At 65.2% G+C, this 16,276-nt stretch carries 17 protein-coding genes and 1 tRNA gene; 9 read left to right on the top strand and 9 right to left on the bottom strand.

Annotated features, from left to right (window positions below):
* The first annotated feature begins 34 nt into the window (after positions 1-34).
* Both ACNHKD_RS10800 and ACNHKD_RS10795 read left to right on the top strand, forming a co-directional pair.
* A complete protein-coding gene (locus tag ACNHKD_RS10800; RefSeq protein ID WP_442753491.1) occupies positions 35-733 on the top strand; it encodes a phosphatidylserine decarboxylase in 699 nt (232 codons plus the stop codon).
* Between the two features lie 7 nt (positions 734-740).
* Positions 741-1,565, top strand: coding sequence for a CDP-alcohol phosphatidyltransferase family protein (locus tag ACNHKD_RS10795; RefSeq protein WP_442753490.1), 825 nt, complete (start codon positions 741-743; stop codon positions 1,563-1,565).
* 80 nt (positions 1,566-1,645) lie between these two features.
* On the opposite strand, the gene ACNHKD_RS10790 is transcribed toward ACNHKD_RS10795, so the two are convergent.
* Positions 1,646-2,821: an alpha/beta hydrolase gene (locus ACNHKD_RS10790; protein ID WP_442753489.1), complete on the bottom strand. Its 1,176-nt coding sequence runs from the start codon at positions 2,819-2,821 to the stop codon at positions 1,646-1,648.
* A 254-nt stretch (positions 2,822-3,075) separates the two neighbouring features.
* On the opposite strand from ACNHKD_RS10790, the gene pqqB reads away from it, so the two are divergent.
* From pqqB to pqqE, 3 genes are all read left to right on the top strand, one after another.
* Positions 3,076-4,005 (top strand): pyrroloquinoline quinone biosynthesis protein PqqB, encoded by a 930-nt coding sequence (gene pqqB / locus ACNHKD_RS10785; RefSeq protein WP_442753488.1) that lies wholly within the window; start codon positions 3,076-3,078, stop codon positions 4,003-4,005.
* Positions 4,002-4,757 carry a pyrroloquinoline-quinone synthase PqqC gene (gene pqqC / locus ACNHKD_RS10780; protein WP_442753487.1) on the top strand — a complete coding sequence of 252 codons (756 nt, stop codon included), beginning with the start codon at positions 4,002-4,004 and terminating at the stop codon, positions 4,755-4,757. The genes pqqB and pqqC overlap by 4 nt, the downstream gene beginning before the upstream one ends.
* 185 nt (positions 4,758-4,942) lie before the next feature.
* Positions 4,943-6,400, top strand: a complete 1,458-nt coding sequence (gene pqqE / locus ACNHKD_RS10775) for a pyrroloquinoline quinone biosynthesis protein PqqE (RefSeq protein WP_442753486.1) — start codon at positions 4,943-4,945, stop codon at positions 6,398-6,400.
* Here pqqE and ACNHKD_RS10770 read toward each other — a convergent pair.
* Positions 6,392-6,868, bottom strand: a complete 477-nt coding sequence (locus ACNHKD_RS10770) for a cupin domain-containing protein (protein ID WP_442753485.1) — start codon at positions 6,866-6,868, stop codon at positions 6,392-6,394. The genes pqqE and ACNHKD_RS10770 overlap by 9 nt on opposite strands.
* A 191-nt stretch (positions 6,869-7,059) precedes the next feature.
* Here ACNHKD_RS10770 and ACNHKD_RS10765 point away from each other — a divergent pair, with 191 nt between their 5' ends.
* Complete coding sequence (locus ACNHKD_RS10765) at positions 7,060-7,467, top strand: flagellar export protein FliJ (protein WP_442753484.1); 408 nt, start codon at positions 7,060-7,062, stop codon at positions 7,465-7,467.
* On the opposite strand, the gene ACNHKD_RS10760 is transcribed toward ACNHKD_RS10765, so the two are convergent.
* Genes ACNHKD_RS10760 through ACNHKD_RS10745 form a run of 4 tightly spaced genes read right to left on the bottom strand, consistent with a single transcriptional unit; the run spans position 7,464 to position 10,893 of the window.
* Positions 7,464-8,018 carry a hypothetical protein gene (locus ACNHKD_RS10760; protein ID WP_442753483.1) on the bottom strand — a complete coding sequence of 185 codons (555 nt, stop codon included), beginning with the start codon at positions 8,016-8,018 and terminating at the stop codon, positions 7,464-7,466. The genes ACNHKD_RS10765 and ACNHKD_RS10760 overlap by 4 nt on opposite strands.
* Positions 8,009-8,875, bottom strand: coding sequence for a DUF692 domain-containing protein (locus ACNHKD_RS10755; RefSeq protein ID WP_442753482.1), 867 nt, complete (start codon positions 8,873-8,875; stop codon positions 8,009-8,011). The genes ACNHKD_RS10760 and ACNHKD_RS10755 overlap by 10 nt, the downstream gene beginning before the upstream one ends.
* On the bottom strand, positions 8,832-9,770 hold the full coding sequence (locus tag ACNHKD_RS10750) for a TIGR04222 domain-containing membrane protein (RefSeq protein WP_442753481.1): 939 nt from the start codon (positions 9,768-9,770) through the stop codon (positions 8,832-8,834). The genes ACNHKD_RS10755 and ACNHKD_RS10750 overlap by 44 nt, the downstream gene beginning before the upstream one ends.
* A gap of 13 nt (positions 9,771-9,783) precedes the next feature.
* Positions 9,784-10,893 (bottom strand): COX15/CtaA family protein, encoded by a 1,110-nt coding sequence (locus tag ACNHKD_RS10745; RefSeq protein ID WP_442753480.1) that lies wholly within the window; start codon positions 10,891-10,893, stop codon positions 9,784-9,786.
* A 162-nt stretch (positions 10,894-11,055) separates the two neighbouring features.
* Between ACNHKD_RS10745 and ACNHKD_RS10740 the strand changes: the two genes are divergently transcribed.
* On the top strand, positions 11,056-11,730 hold the full coding sequence (locus ACNHKD_RS10740; RefSeq protein ID WP_442753479.1) for a MerR family transcriptional regulator: 675 nt from the start codon (positions 11,056-11,058) through the stop codon (positions 11,728-11,730).
* 72 nt (positions 11,731-11,802) lie between these two features.
* Positions 11,803-11,880 (top strand) — tRNA-Pro (locus ACNHKD_RS10735).
* Positions 11,881-12,336: 456 nt separating this feature from the next.
* Here the strand turns inward: ACNHKD_RS10735 and ACNHKD_RS10730 are convergent.
* Together ACNHKD_RS10730 and ACNHKD_RS10725 are read right to left on the bottom strand one after the other, a co-directional pair.
* A complete protein-coding gene (locus ACNHKD_RS10730; protein ID WP_442753478.1) occupies positions 12,337-12,813 on the bottom strand; it encodes an ABC transporter permease in 477 nt (158 codons plus the stop codon).
* A gap of 771 nt (positions 12,814-13,584) precedes the next feature.
* A complete protein-coding gene (locus ACNHKD_RS10725; RefSeq protein ID WP_442753477.1) occupies positions 13,585-14,757 on the bottom strand; it encodes an acetate/propionate family kinase in 1,173 nt (390 codons plus the stop codon).
* Positions 14,758-15,183: 426 nt separating this feature from the next.
* Here ACNHKD_RS10725 and ACNHKD_RS10720 point away from each other — a divergent pair, with 426 nt between their 5' ends.
* Complete coding sequence (locus tag ACNHKD_RS10720) at positions 15,184-15,999, top strand: SDR family oxidoreductase (RefSeq protein WP_442753476.1); 816 nt, start codon at positions 15,184-15,186, stop codon at positions 15,997-15,999.
* A 55-nt stretch (positions 16,000-16,054) separates the two neighbouring features.
* Here the strand turns inward: ACNHKD_RS10720 and ACNHKD_RS10715 are convergent, their stop codons facing one another.
* A complete protein-coding gene (locus ACNHKD_RS10715; RefSeq protein ID WP_442753475.1) occupies positions 16,055-16,264 on the bottom strand; it encodes a hypothetical protein in 210 nt (69 codons plus the stop codon).
* Between the last annotated feature and the right edge of the window lie 12 nt (positions 16,265-16,276).

Here is a 16,276-nt window from a genome sequence, read left to right as displayed (position 1 = left end):
ATTTGCCCAACAATCGCGCAAGGGGAGCCCCTGAATGTCCGTCATCGATTCCGTTCGGAAAGTTCTCGTTCCGATCCATCCCGAGGGCTATGTCTTTATCGCGGGCTTCGCCGTCGCCGCCTTCGTGCTCGACTGGATCTCCCCGACGCTGGGCTGGATCGGCTTCATCGCCACGGCCTGGTGCGTTTATTTCTTCCGCGACCCCCCGCGCGTCACGCCGCTGCGCGACGGGCTGGTCGTCTCGCCGGCGGACGGCGTCGTCTGCTCCATCGGCTTCTTCCTGCCGCCGCCCGAGCTCGGCATGGGCGCCGAGCCGCTGCAGCGCGTGTCCGTCTTCATGAGCGTCTTCGACTGCCATGTAAACCGCATGCCGGTTACCGGCCGCATCGCGAAGATCGCCTATAAGCCCGGCCTCTTTATCAACGCCGATCTGGACAAGGCGAGCGAGGACAATGAGCGCAACGGCCTCGTTATCGAGACCCCGCGCGGCCGCTTCGGCGTGGTGCAGATCGCGGGCCTTGTCGCGCGCCGCATCGTCTGCTTCGCCAAGGAAGGCGAGAGCCTTGGCGTCGGCGAGCGCTTCGGCCTCATTCGCTTTGGTTCGCGCGTCGACGTCTACATGCCGTCATCGGCCCGCGCGATGGTGGCGGTCGGCACGCGCGCCGTGGCGGGCGAGACCGTTCTCGCGGACCTTACGGCCGACGCGCCGACGCTGACCTTCAAGACGGGCTGACAAGAGTATGAGCGACGATCAGGGTTTCCAGCTTTCGCCCCCCGAGCTTCGGCGCTTGCGCTTCCGTAACATCCCGCTGCGCGTGGTGCTGCCTAATCTCGTGACGCTGCTCGCGCTCTGTATGGGCCTCACGGCGATCCGCTACGCAGTCGAGGAAGATTTCGTGAAGGCCGTCACCGCCATCATGGCGGCGGCGGTGCTCGACGGACTCGACGGGCGCCTCGCCCGCGCCATCAAGGGCACGTCGCGCTTCGGCGCCGAACTGGATTCGCTTGCCGATTTCATCGACTTCGGCGTTGCGCCGGGCCTGCTTCTCTATCTGTGGAGCTTGCACGAGATCAAAGGGCTCGGCTGGTTCGCCGTGCTGGCCTTCGCCATAGCCGCCGCGCTGAGGCTGGCCCGTTTCAACGTCACGATCGACGATCCCGGCAAGCCCGCCTGGCAGGCCGAATTCTTCGTCGGCATGCCCGCGCCCGCCGGCGCCGTGACGGTGCTGCTGCCGCTCTATCTGCACTTCTCGGCCCTGGAGCTGCCGGCCTCCAAGGCCTTCGTGCCCTTCTACATCATCTACGTGCTCGCGATCGCCTTCCTGATGGCGAGCACGATCCCGCATTTTTCCGGCAAGCGCATCGGCCGCATCCCGCGCGACCTCGTCATCCCCGTGCTCTTCGGCGTCGGCGTGACGGCGCTGCTGCTGGCGATCTATCCGATGGAGCTGCTCGCGGTGGCGAGCCTTGCTTTTCTGGCCGTCATTCCGTTCAGCGTGAAGCGATATAATGCGCTGGCGAGGGCGGATGCGGAGAAGGGGGAGGAAAGCGCCGGAGCGAGCTAACGCCCGCTTCGGAATGTATCGCACCGACGGCAAGTCGCTGAAGCGCGCTTCGCAAGTAAGAACGGCCTCGGCCGGCTCTTTCAACGCCCCGCCACCGGCGGCAGCGGCGTGGTCTCCACTTTCTGCACACCCGGCGGAGGCGGAGGCGGGGTTTGCGCCGCGCTTGTCGTCCCTGCGATTTCGTCGCCGCGAAAGTCCGGTATCGCCATCTTGTCGGCGTCGCCCGCGCGCGGGGCGGCGATATGGGCGCCGATCTTTCGCACGACGTCCGGCGCCTCGGCGAAAGCGCCGTGCCCGACGTAATCCGTCGAGAAGGACGAAATGTCGTGCACGGCGACGCCGAGCCGATCGAGCTCGGCCTTGTCCTCGGGCTTCGCGGGGTCCATCGCGCCGAGCCGCGGGCGGTCGCCCGCAATGCGCGAGGAGAGCGCCAACGCCCGGTCGTTGTTGTTCACAAAGATCGAGACCCGATGCGGATCAAGCCGCGCGACCTGCTGCCGGAATACGTTCAGGTCGATGTCCGGATTGGCGAGCATCACCTCGCCGAGCCTGCCGTCGAGATCGGGATGGCCGGATTGCGCAACGCCGCGCAGCGTCTCCATGGTGAGCCATGAGCCCATGGAATGCGCGAGAATATGCACGCGCCCGACGCCCGGCGTGCGCGCGAGGGAGAGCACGACCTTCTCCAAAGCGTCTCGCGAGACGGTGGCCGCCTCCTTGTCGGATTCATAGTTGAACAGGCCGCCGCGCGAGTTCCAGGAAAAGAGCGCCGGCACGCCTGAAAAGCCGCCATCCGCGACGACCTGCGCCAGACGGAAGCGCGCCTCGTCATGACTTGTATTGAAACCGTGCACGTAAAGCAGAATGTCGCGCGAGCTGCCGACGCGGCCGGACACATGGGAGGCGATCTCGCCGTAGAACTCGTCCTCGTCCATATTGCGCTTGGAGAGGACGGTGAAATGCCGGCCCTTGTCAGCGGCGCCGAAACTCGGCCGTTCGACCGCGCCCGGCCGATGGCCTTGCGGGACGCCGATGGCGGTGAGCGAGAAATGCGGACGCCCGTCATCCGTCGCCCCTTCCCCGCGCCGGGTCGAAGCGACGAAGAGCGGCACGCGGCTGGGCTCGCCTCGCGGCCCCGAAACAAAGGATGCGGCGTTGGCGATATGACCGTCAACGGCGCGCATGCCGTCGGAAACGCAGCCTGAGAGCAGCGCCGCAGCGAGAAGGGCGGTCAATTTCAGCGAAGCATTGCGCAATTGGCTGGTCCAGCGCGGCGGAATCTTTTCCCGCTGCGTCCATGCAAAGGCCCCCGGCCGATCCTCCTTCTTACCGGAGAAAGCGACGAAAACGGGGCGGCCGCCTCGCGGGTCGCACTGAAAAGTTGAGCGGCTCAGTTAACAACAGGCAAATTTGCCGCACTTGCGCGGCTGCGCCGAGGGTGCATAGTGCGCGCCCAAAGAAAACGACAAACGGGAAAAACGGCTCTCCTTCGGAGTCGCCGGGAAACGCGATGCGAATCAGAATTTTAGGCTCGGGCGCCGGCGGCGGCTTCCCGCAGTGGAACTGCAATTGCGCCAATTGCCGCGCGGTGCGCGCCGGCGCGCCGGGCTTTTCGCCGCGCACGCAGTCCTCGCTCGCCGTCTCGGCCGAGGACGGGAATTGGGTGCTGCTCAACGCCTCGCCGGACCTTCGAGAGCAGATCGCCGCCGCGCCGGAGTTGGCCCCAGCGGAGGGCGATCCCGTCCGCGCTAGCCCTATCAAGGCGGTGGCCCTCACCAATGGCGACGTGGATCATGTCGCGGGCCTGCTGAACCTGCGCGAAGCCCAGCCTTTCAGCGTCTATGCGGCGGGGCGCGTCCTACAGGCGCTCGGCGCCAATCCGATTTTCACCATTTTGCAGACGCAACTCGTCCCCCGCATCGAGTTGCGCATGGACGAGACCATCCCGCTCAAGGGCGCCGGCGTCGATCTCGGCCTTACGATCCGCGCCTTCCCCGTGCCGGGCAAGATCGCGCTCTATCTCGAAAACAAGAACGCCCCGAACTTCGGCACGAGCGCGGGCGACACGCTCGGCCTTGAAATCAGCGCGACGAAAACGGGCAAGTCTTTCTTCTATATTCCCGGTTGCGCGAAAGTGGACGAGCCGCTCGCCAACCGCTTGCGCAACGCGTCGCTCGTCTTCTTCGACGGCACGCTGTTTCATGAAAACGAGATGATCGAGCAGGGCCTGCTCGGCAAGACCGGCTCGCGCATGGGGCATATCAATATGAGCGGCGAGGACGGCTCCATCGCCGCCTTCGCGCCCCTGAACGTCGCGCGCAAGATTTACGTGCACATCAACAATTCGAATCCGGTCCTCAACGCCCACTCGAAAGAACATGCGGCCGTTCGCGCGGCCGGCTGGGAAGTCGGCGCGGACGGCATGGAGATGACGCTATGAACCAGATCGTGACCGATTGGCGCGACGCCGCGCCGCTCCCGCGCGCCGATTTCGAGGCCGCGATCCGCAATGTCGGCGTCGAGCGCTACCACGACAAGCATGAGTTTCATAAGCTGCTGCATGGCGGCAAGCTCAACAAGAGCCAGGTCGCCGCCTGGGCGCTCAACCGCTACTGCTATCAGGAGGCGGTGCCGCGCAAGGACGCCGCCTTCATGAGCCGCGCGCACGACCGCGAGCTGCGCCGCGAATGGATCCATCGAATTCACGACCATGACGGACTGGGCGAGGAAGGCGGCGGCATCGAGCGCTGGCTCGTGCTCACCGATGCGCTCGGCTTCTCGCGCGATTACGTGACCTCGCGCCAGGGCGCCCTGCCCGCCACGAAATTCGCGGTGGAAGCCTATGTGCGCTTCGTCGTCGAGCAGCCGCTCGTCGTCGCCGTCGCCTCGTCGCTCACGGAGCTGTTTGCGCCTTCCATCCATCGCGAGCGCATCGCCGGGATGCTGGAGAATTACGACTTCGTCGACGACCATGTGATGGCCTATTTCAAGCGCCGCCTCTCGCAGGCCCCGCGCGACTCGGAGTTTGCGCTGGCCTATGTGCTGGACAACGCGAAGACCCGCGAGGAGCAGGAAGCCTGCGTCGGCGCCGTGCGCTTCAAATGCGACGTCTTGTGGGCGCAGCTCGACGCCTTACATCACGCTTACGTCACGCCCGGGCTGATCCCGCCGGGCGCGTGGCGGCCGGAGTAAGGCCCCCTCCCCAACCCTCCCCCGCCGCGCGGGAGAGGGAGCGGAGCGTCGCCTTCATCAGCGACGCTGATCGCGAGCGTCCCCTCTCCCGCCATAGGGCGTCTGAATGGACGCCCGTCTTTCGACGGGCTATGCGGGGGAGGGACAGGGAGGGGACAGAGCGGCCCCGACATGCCGGGAAAGAAATGACGACGCGCTACCTCATCGGCCCGGACTCCCGCCCCGCGTTCACGCGCTATGCGCGCCTGCATGAGGACAGGGCGCGCCAACGCACGGTCATCCTCGCGCCGGAGCGCGCCTATGAGCTCGACCCGATCGGCCTCATCGTTCTGAATGCGATTGACGGCCGGACGACGATCGCCGATCTCTGCGCGCGGCTCGCGCAACAATATTCGGCGCCGCTCGACGTCATCACCGGCGACGTGACGAACCTTCTGCAGGGCCTCGCCGACAAGCGTCTGCTGCGCGACGGCGTCGATCCTTTCTCGCCGCCCAAGCTCTCGGGCTTCGCGTCATCCATCACGCCCTTCTCCAGCGGCCCTACGGGGCTTCTCGCGGAGCTGACGCATCGCTGCCCGCTGCAATGCCCCTATTGCTCGAACCCGCTGGAGCTTGAAAAATCAAATGTCGAGATGACGGCGGCGCAGTGGGGCGAGACCTTCCGTCAGGCCGCCGCCGCCGGCGCGATGCAACTGCATCTTTCGGGCGGAGAGCCGACCGCGCGGCGGGATCTGGAGGAAATCCTCGCCTACGCCGTCGAAGCGGGTCTTTACAGCAATCTCGTCACCTCCGCCGTATTGCTGACGCGCGAAAAGCTGGCGCGGCTGGCCGAGATCGGCCTCGACCATGTGCAGGTCTCGATTCAGGACGTGGTTCCGGAAAGCGCCGACCGCATCTCGGGCTTTGCGGGCGGCGTGCCGAAGAAGCGCGACGTCGCGCGCTGGACGCGCGAGCTTGGCTTGGGCCTCACCATCAACGCGCCGATGCATCGCCAGAACATCGCGCATCTGCCGCAGATCATCGATTTCGCCGCGGAAGTCGACGCACAGCGCATCGAAATCGCGCATATCCAATATTACGCCTGGGCGCAGGAAAACCGCGCGGCGCTGATTCCGACGCGCGAAATCTTCATGGAGACGGTGGGCGTCGTCGACGAAGCGAAGAAACGCCTGCAAGGCGTTCTCAATTTCGACTTCGTCATTCACGACCATTACGCCACGCGGCCCAAGCAATGCGCCGGCGGCTGGGGTCGCTCCATCATGGTCGTCACTCCCTCGGGCAAGGCCCTGCCCTGCCACGCGGCGCAGACGATACCGGGCCTTGTCTTCGACGACGTGCGCGAGCGTCCGCTCGCCGACATCTGGAGGAACGGCGCCGCCTTCAACGCCTATCGCGGCACGGAATGGATGAAGGAGCCGTGCCGAAGCTGCGAGCGCAAGGAGATCGACTATGGCGGCTGCCGCTGCCAGGCGCTCGCGGTCGCCGGCGACGCGGCGGCGACGGACCCGGCGTGCCATCTTTCACCAGAGCATGCGCGCTTCGCGGCCTTCGCCGAGACCGAGTCGCACGCGCCGCCGCCGGCTTATGTCTACCGCCGCTACGGCGGCGCGCCGCAAAGCGCCCCGGCCGGGGAATCAATCTAGAGCCGCGCCTCTTTGCTGGATCCGCGCCTTGTCGCGCGGGTCGAGATATTCGATCTTCCAGGGTCCCGTGCCGGAGACCTGCAAGACCGCGTCCTCGTTCAACGTGATCCAGTGGCCCATGCCGGCCGGCGCCGCGAAGAAGTCGCCTGCATGGATGAAGCTTTCTGCGCGCGGGTCCGATTGCGACCCCTCGCCATATCGCGCGGCGCCCGAAATCAGCGTTACGGTTTCGAGATCCGGATGTTTATGCACGGGCACCTGATAGCCCGCTTTGGCGCGCAGCCGCACGACGAAAGGCCCGGAGGACATCGGGTCGCCATAAAGAACCGCGACCTCCGCGCCTTTCGGCAGATCGGCAGGCGCCGGCCTCCATTCGAGACCGTCGGCCCGACGCAGACCGCTGGTCTGCGCCAACGCAGCGGCGCCGAAGACGCAAAGCGCGCCGAATGAGAGAGCAATCGACCGCATAGGCTTCGCCTCCTTCATTTCCAAAGATGAGAGCGCCCGGCGGCAAATAGGGCGACGCGCGGTCTTCGCCCGATACGCATTGGATTTTTCTAACGCGGTAACCAAAGAGCAACCTACGGCGTGCATATTTAAATCGTCTCGCGGAGTTAAAGGTTTGTTTTGCATAAGCGTCGCGTAATGGAGTTCAGGGCATGAAGTCGCGGGATACACTTGTTCGCCTGAAACGCTTTCAAGCGGAAGAAAAGCGCCGGCGCGTCGTGCAGCTCAGCACGATGATCGCCGAATTCACGCGCATGTCGAACGAGCTTGAGCGCGAAATCACGCATGAAGAGCAGCGCGCCAATATTTCCGATCCCAGTCATTTCGCCTATCCCACTTATGCGCGCGCCGCGCGCTCCCGCCGCGAGAACATCGTGGCGTCGCTGAACGAGCTCAAGGGTCAGCTCGAGGAAGCGGAAGCCCAGTTCAAGGAAGCGAGCGAGGAGCTCGCCAAGGCGCAAAGCCAGGAAGCCCGCGACCGCGGCGCCGAGCGCATGATCGACGTGGTGGCGGAACGCCGTCAGGCGGAAATCCCGCAAGCTTTTCGGCGCGGGGTCTAAACCAGCCGCCAGTGAAGCTTGCCGCCCGGCGCGCGGAACCAGATCCCGAAGCGCCGCCGTGGGGCGACATCGACATGCGCGCCGGCGAGAAGCTGGCGCGCAACGTCGTTTATGGGCCAGTCAAAGCGGCGCAAAAATACCCCCGGCCGGGCCGCTGTCACAAAGGCCATTTCGAAGCGCGCGAGATCGCCGGTCCAGGCGGGATTGGGCTTGCGAGCCGCCAGCAGGCGCGCAAGAGCGGCGGCGTCGCCTCGATGGCGCTCCCGCGACGGCGGCCCCTCTATCGCCTCGAAAAGCAGTCTGTCGAAATCCTCGCCCAGCGCCCTCGCCGTCAGCGGCAGAACCTTCCGGGCGTCAAGGGCGCGTTTGCCGAGAAGACAGCGAGCGAAATCCTCGACCTCCCGCCGATCCAGCGCCGCAAGCGTCCTGGCGTCATCGCCGGATAGTCCCAAGCCGCGAGCGGCGGCTTGCGGATCTTCGAAAAAGGCGCGGCGCAGGCCGGCGTCGGTGAAAAGGCGCGCAAGCAGCGCCTGCGTCTCTCTCAGCCCCAACGTCCGCACTCCCTCAGCGTCGCGCGTGCGCGTTCAACTTCGTCCAGCAATTCGTCAAAGGGCGGCAGGCGCTCGTCCCGCTCCAGAATCGCGCCCCTGACCGGCGCGCGCGCGACGACGCGGTCATAAAGCGCCCAGACCGCCTCGCTCGTCGCGGCGTCGTGGCTGTCGATCAGCACGCCGTCACGCCACCGCCCGCCCGCATAATGGATCTGCACGAGCCGATCCCATGGCCAGCGCTCGAAAGTCGCGTCGATGTCGACGCCCTGGTTGACTGCGTTCGTGTAGAGGTTCGCCACGTCGCACAGCCAGCCGCACCCCGTCGCGTCGAGCGCCCGCGTCAGGAACTCCGGCTCGTCCATCTCGCCGCCGGGCGCGCGCACGACGGTGGCGATGTTTTCGAGCACGAGCGGCGCCTTGATTCGCTTGCGCGCCGTCTCGACATTGCGCGCCACGGCGTCGATCGCCTCCCGCGTATAGGGCAGCGCGGCGAGATGGCCGATATCGACGCCGCCGGCGCGCGTGAAACAAAGATGCTCGCTCCACCAGGGCGGGTCGACGCGCTCGATGAGCCGCGCGAGTTTTTCGAGATAAGCGCGATCGGTCCCTTCGGCGGAGCCGAGCGAAAGGTCCAACCCATGCGCCACGAGGGGAAAATGCGCGCGCAGCAGGTCGAGCTCGCGCAGTTTCTCCCGCGAGGCGTCGAAATAGTGATCGGCGATGATCTCCAGAAAATCGACGCGCTCGCGATTGGCGAAGAGGTCGGCGCGGAGGCGCGGCCGATAACCGAGGCCGGAGCCAAGGGGCGGCGCGTTAATCACCGCCGCCGCCACAGCCGCCACAACCGCCGCCGCCATCGCCGCTGCCGCAGGAGCCGCCGCAGCTCGATCCGCAGCCGCCGCCGCCGCCGTCGCCCGAAGCGCGCTTGAAATGCGCCGCGAAGGCGGCGTCCGCCGTGCCCTTCAGCACCGAGAAGCCATAGAGGCCGATAAGGAAGAGCGATGCGCCCTCGAAGGCTTTCACGGGGGCCGGCGCGCCGACTTCGAGCAGCGCGCCGTCGAGGCGCGGCTTGTAGGCGAGCTTCATCGCCTCGAGATAGGCCTGCCCGCGCCGGCTCGCATGGTTGCGCGTCGCGACATAGCAGAGCGCGAAGAGTCCGGCGACCGCGGCGATACAGAGGAAGACCAGATACCAGACATTCTTGTGGCCGGCGTTCAGCGCGACATAAATCTTCGCGCCGGCGAAGCCGACGAGCAGCGGCGCGCCGACGATCTGCACACGCGTCCGCCACGTTTTCACCGACTCCGGCTTCACCAGATCCTCAGCGGCGAGCTTTGCCCGCACCGGCTCGAGCTGCGCCAGCAATTCCCGCCGCTGCGTGAGGTTGGCGAAGAGTTCATGCGCCTTCGGCTTCGCCTGGATCGACTCCAGCACGCGCCGTTCCATATTGTCGAGCGCGCCGGGCTCCGGGCGTTTGGCCGTCGGCGCGATCCGGTCGTCCGGCGCCAGCGCCGCATAGCCGCGCTGCACGAGATCGTAGCTGATCATGCGGATGACCTGGTTCACGCCGCCCTGGAGGAAGGCCACCTCGACCGGGTCGGGATTTTGCGGCACGGGCGGCGGGGGCCGCTTGTCGGTCTGATCGGCGACGCGGATCAGCAGCCATCCCGCGACAAGCACGATGATCGCCAGCGCGCCAAAGACGTTGAGGAACTCTGGGCCGGGCAGATTGAGGAACGGAAGGTTTTCCACGGCGCTCGCTCCCTTAATCCCTGATGTCGCTGACAAGACGGCGCGCCTGCAGCGTCGCCACCGCCAGCACGCCCATCCCTAACGCCTGATGCCCGAGCGCCAGCAGAAGATGCGGCGTCCCGGCATAAGGCGGCTCCACGAGAAGCAAGGTCGCAACGCCGAGCGCGATCTGTCCGACGACGTGCGCGAAGACGATGACCGCGCCGCTGCGCGCCCTGCCGCCAGCGTTCGCCGACGCATCGACGAGATGCAGCGTCGCCAGCGCGAAGATCACATAGGCGATCATGCGGTGGAAGAACTGCGCCGTTATCGGCGTGTCGACGATGTTCGACCACCACGGCTCCCTCGGGAAAAGCACGTCCGCGGAGGGAATGAAGGCGCCGGCGATCAGCGGCCAGGTGTTCTCGACAAGGCCGGCGCGCAGGCCAGCGACGATTCCTCCCATAAAAAGCTGCACGAAGACGAGCGCAAGGATGAGAAGCCCCCCGGCGCGCAATCGCCCGATATGTTCATGCGCGCTCGATTCCCGCCGCGGCCCCAGCCCGCCGGCGACCCAGAGGCAGGACGAAAAGATGAGGGCGGCGATAACGAGATGAATCGCGAGGCGCTCCTGCGCGACCTCGGTGCGATGGACAAGGCCGGAGGAGACCATCCACCAGCCGACGCCGCCCTGCAGGGCGCCGAGCGCCAGAATGCCGACAAGCTTGGGCTTTACCGAAGCAGGCAGCCGCTTCGTCGCCCAGAACCAGACAAGCGGAACCACGAAGGCCAGGCCGATCAGGCGCCCGAGCAGGCGGTGGGCCCATTCCCAGGCGTAGATGAACTGGAATCCGGCGAGGTCCATATCCGGAAACAGCTCCTGATATTGCGGGATCTTTTTGTAGTCCTCGAAGGCCTGCATCCATTGTTCGCGGGTGAGCGGCGGAATCGCCCCGGTGACGGGCTTCCATTCCACGATGGAGAGGCCGGACTCGGTCAAACGCGTCGCGCCGCCCACGACGACCATCAGAAAGACCAGCGCCGCGACGACCCAAAGCCAATTGCGGACGGCGACGGCGTTCGCTTCCGTCGCATGGTGCTTTACCTCGGGAACCGGATGGGGAAAGAGAAGCCAGTCTTCCATTGCGCTCGCCTGGAGGTTTAACGGTTCCGGCACTTAAGGGATGGCTGCGACGCTTGTCCACACCTTGCGCGCGCGGCGCCGGCGGAGCGCGGGATTTTGGGCTGATATGACACGGCCCCGCCATGTAAGAATGACTCCCGGGAGTTGAGTCGGGGATCGAAGGTGGCTGCGAGAGGCGCGATATCGAGAGAAGAGATCGCCACGCTGCGCACGATCGGAGAGGTCGCGGACCATCTCGGCCTGCCGCAACACGTGCTGCGCTTCTGGGAGACGCGCTTCAAGGAAATCGATCCGGTCAAGCGCGCGGGCGGCCGCCGCTTCTACCGGCCGCGCGACATCGAGCTCGTCGAGGCGATCCGCCACCTGCTGTATCGCGAGGGCTATACGATCAAGGGGGTGCAGCGCATCCTCAAGGAACGGGGCGTCGACAACGTCATTACGGACGTGCGCCGCCGCCAGAGCGGCGAATTGGTCGCGCCGGCGCCCGCCGAGTCCCCTGCCCCGCCGTCGGAGCCGACTCCGGCCCGCCCGGAACCGCAGGCTCCCGAATTTCCGTCCCCCCCTTCCGGCCTCGGGCGGCAGGCGGCGCTGGACCTGCCAGAGCCGGAACCGCGCCTTTCCGCGCCCGAACCGCCTCACTTCGCAATGCCGATCGAGCCCCCGCCCGCCGAGCCGGCGGTGGGCGTCCCCGAGCTGGCGCCGCCCGCTCCCCCGCCGGTTTTCAACGCGCCCGTGGTGGTCACGCGGCGGTTGGATCAGGAGCAATCCCAGCTCCTGCGCCAGGCCCTCGCCGAGATCGAGGAGTGCAAGCGGCTGCTCAACCTCACGCGTCGGTGATCTCGCGGAGCGCAATCGGAAACGCCTTTCCCGTTGCCAGCGGGCCATCGCCTCTCTATAAGGGCGGCCAGTCGGAGTGTAGCGCAGCCCGGTTAGCGCACTTGTCTGGGGGACAAGGGGTCGTGGGTTCGAATCCCGCCACTCCGACCATTTTTACAGAAAGAAAAATAAAAGCCTGCAGGATCGCACGGGCAGGCGGTTCTCGTCCGACGGCCGTTGAGTCCATGGTGGGTTTCCGGCGCGGGGCTGCTCGGGCGAAATGATTCGCCTTTGCCTCGCCGCCCTGCTCGCCCGTTCGGCGGCCAGCGGCCAGGCGCGCTTGTTCTTGAATTCCTGCGTATAAGCGCTAGCATCGAAAATGAGGCCACGCGGTGCGGTCCAACTGAGGGCCATCGCCATGTATCCAGACGATTTTAACTGGATGAAAATCCTATGCCTCGCGGCGGCGGCCGCAGTACTGGCTCATATCGCCGTCAATGTTGCGCATGCCGTCGCGATCGCCTTACCGTAGGCCAATCTCTGTTGACTTGCTTACAGGCCTCCCGACTCTGCGGCCACTTATCCTGCCACAGAGGCGATCAGCTTGTCGGATCAATCTCGAGGACGCTACTTGGCCAAGGGTAGCTGCGTGCGGATCGCGTCCACAATGTTCTGAATAGCGGCCTCAGCGTCGGCTGCGCGTTTTTCGGCGGCCGCGAGCTCAGCCTCCCTTGCCGCCAGCCTCTGCCGAAGCATTGAAAGAGCGTTGTTTGCCTCTGCGGAGGCCGCAGTCAGCTGAGAAACCTCCGCTTCGGCGTCTCGGAGCTTGTTCTCGGCGTGTTCGACGCGCGCATCCGCAACTTCCAGCTTCTTCATGAGCGCGTCAGCTAGATGCCGGGCCCTTGCGATTGCTTCGGCCGCCTGCTCCTCCAAGCCTCTGACGGCCGCGGCGGCCTCGGCCACCAGATTGAGCGCCGCGGCGGCGTTGTCGCTTCGCTGCGCCGGTTGCGGCGTCGGGAACGCAACTACCGAGTTGGCGCGCCGCTCCTGGTCTTCATCGCCATCAACGCCGTAAATGTCCCGGTAGCGCTTGAGAAACTCCATCGAACGCCCCCTACTCTCGCTTAACGAACATACCTTAATCCCTTGGCGAGAAATTTGGCGAAATAGCGGCTCCTCGCTTCGATTTCTGCGCCATGTCGCGACACAGGCGCCGGCAGCCTTGACCGAGACCTGTTCTTCGTCCCCTTAACGACGTGGAAATCGCATCGAGCGTGTGGCATGGTCAAAACATGTTCATCCGAAGCGAAATATCCTATGCGGTCATGCTCTCGGTGCTTGTCGGAGCGTTTATGATCGCGCTTTGGCTCGCCGCCGGCTGACGGGGGGCTCCGACATTCCCTTTTTATCAGCCAGGCAGCCAAGCGTGTGCGACAAAGCACCGCTCGGTTTCCGCTAATTGCGACGGTGCGCTCCGCGCGCCATCTTTGGCCCATGTACGTTCGCGCCGAGATCATAGACGCCGTGGTGCTTTCGGTAATCGTCGCCGAGATCGCAGTCGCAGCCGTAAAGCTCGCCGGAGGCTGAAGCCGCGTCGTAAAAAAGAAGCGAGGCGGTTGCCCACCTCGCTCCAGAAATGCGCTGATTGTTCCTGTCCAATGAATGGGACGGGCGACAGCACAATGCAACTTATTCTCTTCTGACAATCGCCATCTCAATCATGCTCGTCTACCCTTCTCCGAAGGGGCGGTCGACTTACGGGAACTACCTAGAGCGCGCCTAGCCTGGAGCGCGCGCTCTAAACCTTTAGAATCGTCACAAACTCGCTTAGGTGCGACCAAAGGAAGTTTTCCTCGCAAGAGACGCGAAGGCGGATCAGCAAGAAATCACCCGCCACGCGCTTTGCGCGATCTGCAATTCCTCGTTCGTGGGAATGACATACACGGCGACGGTCGAGTCCGGGCTCGAAATCTTCTCGTCGGCGGCTCCATTGGCCGCCTCGTCCAACGCCGCCCCCAGCCAGGCGCAGCCGGCGGCGACTTCCGCGCGCGTATCTGCGTCGTTCTCGCCGATGCCCCCGGTAAAGACGATGGCGTCGAGGCCGCCAAGCGCCGCCGCGAGCGAACCGATCTCACGGACGATGCGATAAACGAAAAGCGCGATCGCCTCTTTGGCCGCCGGTTCGAATGAAGCGCGCAGCGTGCGCATGTCCGAGGAGATGCCGGAGACGCCGAGGAGGCCCGACTTGCGATATATGAAATCCTCAAGACCGCGCGCGTCGAAGCCATACTGGTCGATCATGTGCACCAGAACGCCGGGATCGATCGCCCCGCAGCGCGTGCCCATCACAAGGCCGTCGGCCGCGGTGAAGCCCATGGTGCTCGCAATGCTCTTTCCGTCTTTCATCGCGCAAAGGCTCGCGCCATTGCCCAGATGCCCCACGATCACGCGGCCGTTGGCGATTTCCGGCGCGATCTCTTTCAGCCTGCCGGCGACATATTCATACGAAATGCCGTGGAAGCCATACCGCCGAACGCCGGCCTCGGAATATTTGCGCGGGATGGCGAAGGCCTGAGCGATGGGCGGCTGGGTCGTGTGAAACGCCGTGTCAAAGCAGGCCACCTGCGGGACCTGTGGATGATCTGCGAGCAGGGCGCGAATGACCGCGAGGTTATGCGGCTGATGCAGCGGCGCCAGCGGAATGAAAGCGGCGAGCTTTTCGACAATGGCCTCCGTCACGCGCAGCGGCGCGGAGAATTCTCCGCCGCCGTGGACGACGCGGTGGCCAACGACAGAAATATCGTCGCCGTCCAGCCAGGGCGCGGCGATGCGCATCATCGTGCGCGTTGCAGCCGCATGATCGAAGTCGTCAGGCGGGAGGTCTTCCTTCAAAAGCGCCACGCCGCCAGGACCGGAAAGCTTCGCGCGGGGCGTCGCGCCGATGCCTTCGATCAGCCCCTTGAGCCGGAGCGCCGACGCTTCGGCGGCGTCGAAGATCGCGAATTTGACGCTCGAAGAGCCAGCGTTGACGACGGCGATGGCGGACATGCTCTCTCCCGTCAGGCCACGATGCTTGCGCCGCTGTCTTCGGGCGCGCTTCCGCGTTGTGCTTCAATGGCGTTGAAATGACGCTCGCCGACGCCTTCGCCGGCCTGGATGTGAAGCAGTGATGATATTCAGGAAAAGGATCGAGCGCTCGCCGGCGCCGCGAGCGTCGTCGAACAGAAAGCCGATGGAGGGGACGGTCGCAGCCATACCCATTCCTCCCTGGCGGGCGTAACGCTCGGACGAGCCGGCCCCATACTGCAGCGCAAAAAAGTCTAGCGAGTCACCGGCGGCTAGTAAATAGTTCGAGACCGGTCGCCCGTTGCTCAGATGGCGAGCCGATGTTGTCGGAGCGCACGGAAAGCGTGACTCTTTCTTGATCTTTCGCCTGCACAAGTCCGTTACGGCCAGAGAAGAATGGAAGCCAGCATGACGGAGACGACGGCGCGCGTGGTTCTTGTAACGGGCGCGACATCGGGCATCGGGCTAATTTGCGCGCGGCATCTTGCGACGCGAGAGTGGCGCGTCTTCGGCGCCGGCCGTCGCGCGCGGGATGGCGAGATGGTCGATGGCGTTGAAATGGTGACCATGGATGTCGACGACGCGGCTTCCGTCGAACGCGGCGTCGCCGACATTATCCGCCGTGCGGGCCGACTCGACGCGATCGTCAACAATGCGGGTTTCTCCATGCGCGGCGCCGTCGAGGACACGCCGATAGAGGCGGCGAAGGCTCTGTTCGAAACGAATTTCTTCGGCGCCCTCCGCGTCTGCCAGGCGGCCATGCCGGCGATGCGCGCGAATGGCGGCGGGCATATCGTCAATATGGGATCGCTCGCGGGGATCGCCGGCGTTCCGTTCACCGGCCTATACAGCGCCAGCAAATTCGCGCTCGCGGGCTTGACGGAAAGCATGCGATACGAAACGCGTCCCTTTGGCGTTCGCGTGGCGCTCGTCGAGCCCGGCGACTTCAAATCCGAGATAGACGCCAAGCGCCGCACGGCCGCGCCCGCGGGGAGCGTCTACCAGGTGGCCTTCGAGCGTTTCCTCGCACGCCGGAGTCGCTACGCCGCCGTCGCCCCCACGCCGGAGCCTGTCGCAGCGCTCGTCGAGCAGATATTGAACGATCCTGATCCGAAAGCGCGCTACGTCGTGGCCATGCCGAAACAGCGTTTGCTGTTCGCGCTGAAACGGATCACGCCGCAGAAGCTGTTCGAGGCTTTGCTGGCGCGATTGCTCGACGTTTGACGAGCGAGTCGGTCCGAATGCGCCTGAAGCGTTTTTCGCAGGAAATTTCGAATGTTCATTCGGCAGATTTGGCCGGCTCTGCGCGGGACGGCGTTCGCGTAAAAAGCAGCCCCAGCAGCGCGCCAAATGGACCGGCCGCCAGCGCCGCGACAAGGACGATGGTGAGTTCCCTGTCTGACACAAAGCCATAGAGCTCGGCGCCCAGCCCCGCGCCGCCAAGATAGCCGACGACAAGTGCAGTTATCGCGGAAACCAGCTTGGGCATGGCTGCGCCTGC

Source organism: Methylocystis sp. JAN1, assembly GCF_052186135.1.
In the GTDB taxonomy this organism is placed as follows: domain Bacteria; phylum Pseudomonadota; class Alphaproteobacteria; order Rhizobiales; family Beijerinckiaceae; genus Methylocystis.
The sequence above is the reverse complement of the archived record's forward strand: the minus strand, read 5'-3'. Positions and strand labels throughout refer to the sequence as shown.